Annotated in this window: 2 protein-coding genes; both read right to left on the bottom strand. The window is 66.9% G+C overall.

The window, feature by feature from the left end:
- Nucleotides 1–1,078: 1,078 nt before the first annotated feature.
- Entirely contained in the window at nt 1,079–2,095 is a 1,017-nt protein-coding gene (locus tag AC1DJ5_RS14590) for a copper resistance protein B (protein WP_477021065.1), read from the bottom strand.
- Nucleotides 2,096–2,112: 17 nt separating this feature from the next.
- Nucleotides 2,113–3,879: a copper resistance system multicopper oxidase gene (locus tag AC1DJ5_RS14595; RefSeq protein ID WP_477021064.1), complete on the bottom strand. Its 1,767-nt coding sequence runs from the start codon at nt 3,877–3,879 to the stop codon at nt 2,113–2,115.
- Between the last annotated feature and the right edge of the window lie 341 nt (nt 3,880–4,220).

A 4,220-nucleotide genomic window follows, 5' to 3' on the forward strand; every position in this document is an offset into this window, starting at 1 on the left:
CCCGGTAGCTCGTCAGGCTCATAACCTGAAGGTCGCAGGTTCAAATCCTGCTCCCGCACCCAAGTTTAACGAAAACCCCCACTGCTCACGCCGTGGGGGTTTTCGCGTTCTGGGCCGTGATCTAGCGCCACCAGCGCCGCCAAGCTGCCAACTGATCGCTGGTCGAGCGCTGGTTCTGCATATCCGACGAGTGGCGGGGCGTGAGCCTTTAGAACCATGTGGTGCTCCGCTTGGCTGTTGCCGGCTATGGGGAGACAGTTCGTGGATCGAAGGGGCCACTGGAGCGGAGAACCGTTCACACGCGAGAAATCTCAACGATGAGCGCCGCCTCGGCTGGGACGATGTCGCGAGGGCCTCGGACCGGTTCGTCGGTTCCGCCTGGAATCCGCCACTCCCAAAGCTCTCAACTCAGGGGGAGGCGAGCGTCTGCCCGAGGGTTCCGACAGGCGCCATCGGGGCGAGCGGCGGGCGTGGGATCAGGGTTGGGCTGCGGCCATGACGTCGCTGACGCGTGCCCCTGCGTTGGCCCAAGGCGGCACGGCCGTCCGCAGGGTGGCGAACCAGATCGGTCGGCCGACGAATGGCGACGCCTGGCCGAAGCGGGGAACAGCGGCTGGCCACGCCTAGCGATCACGTCCGCCGTCAGTCAGTGCCCGTCGGCCTGGTCGAAGGCGATCGAGGCGCACCGCTGTACAGTCTGTTGGTGCAGGCCAAGACGCCCCCCGTCCGCCAGGCGGCGATTGCCCCCCTGGCGGATGGGGGGCGGCAGCGGCTGAAATGAAGGCGGCATCCGAACCTATGTCCGCGCCCGGCCGAGCCCGATCAAGATGCGAAAATCGGTCGAATTCGAGAACGACTCCCCCGGCCCGCCATCGGGAAACGGTGCAAGCGCGAGTCGATCGCGGGCCAAGGGACGTGGCCTGCGGGTGATCCCGGCTCGTCAATTCATCCCGGATTTCATTTGGTCGCCGTCGCGTCGGACGATGACGCGGTGCATTGTCTCATCGACGACAAAGGGCACCCTGCCGTCCGACCAGGTCGAGCCGTCTTTTTGGCTCGGCCGTTCGTCAGAGGCGCTCTAGAACCAGGCCTTGATCCCGGCGACCAGACGCGTCGCGTCCGCATCCTCGCCGCGCGCCTGGGCGTAGTCGGCGGTGTCGCCGAACGAACGGCTCCACTCGACCCCGATGTAGGGCGCGAACTCCTTGCGGATTTCGTAGCGCAGGCGAAGGCCCGCCGTGACTGAGGTCAGGCCCGAACCGATCTCCAGCTTGGGAATGTCGCTGGTCGACAGTTCCATCTCCAGGGCGGGCTGCAGGATCCACTTCTGGGTCAGGCGCTGGTCGTATTGGGCCTCGACACGCGCGGTCATGTCGCCCCTGGTCGACAGGAAGGCGGCGGCGCTCATTTCGAACCAGTGGGGGGCGACGCCCTGGACGCCGACGGTCAGATGGGTCCTGTCCGCGCCGTCCGGGCGGAAGTCTTGCCGGACGCCCGCCTGCACGTCCCAGAAGGGGGCGACAGCGCGGCTGTAGAGGGCCTGAACCTCGGCATTGTGCAGCTTGCCGCCGACCTCGCCTTCGCCCTCGCTCTTCCACCAGAAGCGGTTGATGTCGCCGCCGGCGAAACCCTGGGCGTTCCAGCTGTAGGTCTCACGCCCGTCGCCGAATCCCGCCTCCAGCGTGTCGATCAGGACGGCTGTGGTGCGAACGTCGCCGTTCTCGACCAGCAACTGCTTGCGCGCGGCGGCCATAACCGCCGGGTCGTACAGCAGGTCCGCCGCATGGGCGGGGGCGGCGCGGGCCGCAGCCGGCGGCGGCGTCTTGATCATCCGCCCGCCGACAGCGTCCACGCTGGTGGGGATGTTGGGCGCGCTGGTCGTCATCGCCGACATGTCATGGCCCGCGTGGGGATCGACTTGCGGAACAGGCGCGCCATGACCCGCATGAGGATCGGCGGCAGGAGTCTGTGCCGGGCCCGCCTGAATACCGCTCATGACGTGACCGGCATGGGCGTCATGCGATCCATGCGTCCCATGAGCTTGCCCGTTGGCGGAACCGGCGGCCATCATCAGCGGCAGGAGGGCGGCAACCATACAATTCAAGGCGCGGCTCATTGGGCGGCGCCTTCCAGCGGACGGATGGTGACGACGTTGAACATCCCGGCGTGCATGTGCATCAGCAGGTGGCAGTGGAAGGCCCAGTCGCCGGGCGCGTCGGCGGTCAGGTCGAAGGTCACCTTCGACCCCGGCGCCACATTGACCGTGTGCTTCAGCGGCTGATGCCCGTCCTGGCCGTTGACCAGTTGGAAGAAATGGCCGTGCAGGTGGATGGGGTGGGCCATCATGGTGTCGTTGACCAGGGTGACGCGAACCCGCTCGTTCAGTTCGAACCGGATCGGCTCGACCAGTTCCGAGAACTTGCGGCCGTCGAAGCCCCACATGAAGCGTTCCATATTGCCGGTCAGATGGATTTCCATCGACCGCGACGGCGGACGCGCATCCTTGTTCGGCTCCAGTGCGCGCAGATCCGTATAGACCAGCACCCGGTGATCGACGTCCTGTAGCCCTTGAGGCCGCTCGCCCAGACGATTGGCGGGCGCGGGTGCGATCGCAACGCCGACCGCCATGTCGGCAGGGGCGTTGTTGGGATCGCGCATGCTCATGGCGCCGTGGTCCATCGGCGCGGCGCCGGCCCCTGCGGCGGCTCCGTGGCTCATCGCGACGTGATCCATCCCGGCCATGCTGCCGTGATCCATGCCGCCCATGCCCATGTCGGCCATGGTCAGGTTGGGAACCTTGCGCAGCGGCGGAACCTCGGCCGTCAGGCCCAGACGCGGGGCCAGTGTCGCCCGGCCCATGCCTGAACGGTCGATGGCTTCCGACACGATGGTGTAGGCCCGGTCCTCGGTGGGACGGACGATAACGTCATAGGTTTCGGCGACTGAGATCTGGAACTCGTCGGTCTCGACCGGGCGCACATGCGCGCCGTCGGCCTGGACCACGGTCATGGCCAGGCCGGGGATGCGGACGTTGAAGATCGACATGGCCGAGGCGTTGATGACGCGCAGCCGCACTCGCTCGCCGGGCCGGAACAGGCCGGTCCAGTTCTCCTGCGGGCCATGGCCGTTGATCAGATAGGTGTAGGTCGAGCCGCTGACGTCCAGGATGTCGCGCGGGTCCATCCGCATCCCGCCCCACATCCGGCGCTCGGCCAGGTCCATCTTGTCCGCCCCGTCCAGCAAACCCGCCAAGGTGGTCTTCTGATGATTGAAGTAGCCGGGGCTCTTCTTCAGCTTGGCCAGGATTTCGTGCGGATGCAGGAAGCTCCAGTCCGACAGGACCAGGACGTGCTCGCGGTCATAGGCCACAGGATCGACGCTCGCCGGGTCGATGACGATGGGACCGTAATGGCCGATCGCTTCCTGAAGTCCCGAATGGCTGTGGTACCAGTAGGTGCCCGACTGTTTCAGCGGGAATTCATAGACGAAGGTCTCGCGCGGCTTGATGCCGGGGAAGCTGACGCCCGGCACGCCGTCCATCTGGAAGGGCAGCAGCAGGCCGTGCCAGTGGATCGAGGTGTCCTCGTCCAGGGTATTGGTCACCGACAGACGCACGTTCTGGCCCTCGCGCATCCGCAGCAGGGGGGCGGGCAGCAGGCCGTTGACCGTCACCGCGTGGCCGGTGCGCCCGCCGACGGTGAAGTCGGAGCGCCCCACCGTCAGGTCGATGTTCGGCCCCGTCAGCGTCGGCAGGTCGGCGCGCAAGCCAGCCGTTCCCGTCTGGGCCCAGGCCGGCAGCAGCCCCTGAAGGCCCAGCAGGCCTCCGCCCAAGGCGGCTCCGCGCAGCAGGGTTCGACGGTCGAGGGGTGTTGTGGCCATGGACGCGAGTTCTCAGCAGTGGACGACGCGCGCCTTTGCCATGCGCCATCGAAACGGGGACGATCCTAAGCGATACGTATGGGGCGACGATATCCCCTGCGACATCCTCGCGACAGGGCACCACATGGGAGCGGCCTTCCAGGGCGGCCAGTACTGCTGCGAGGGCGATGGATTTCCAGTCCTGCGGGGGGCGGCGGCGTGGGCCTGCTGTCGGGCGATTCGTGTTCGTTCGGTTTTTCGTATTTCCGTCATTCAAGGCTTGTGGAGTCGGGGGCGGGTCCGTATATCCGCGCCTCGCTCTGCAACGAGCGGCCCGCGGGGTTCGGCAACGGACCGGGCGG

The sequence above is a fragment of the Brevundimonas sp. 01N35 genome, assembly GCF_056399785.1.

What these genes read in the sequence shown, in the direction of transcription:
- AC1DJ5_RS14590 (WP_477021065.1), bottom strand. Translation starts at nt 2,095, where the DNA reads ATGGTTGCCGCCCTCCTGCCGCTGATGATGGCCGCCGGTTCCGCCAAC.
- AC1DJ5_RS14595 (WP_477021064.1), bottom strand. Translation starts at nt 3,879, where the DNA reads ATGGCCACAACACCCCTCGACCGTCGAACCCTGCTGCGCGGAGCCGCC.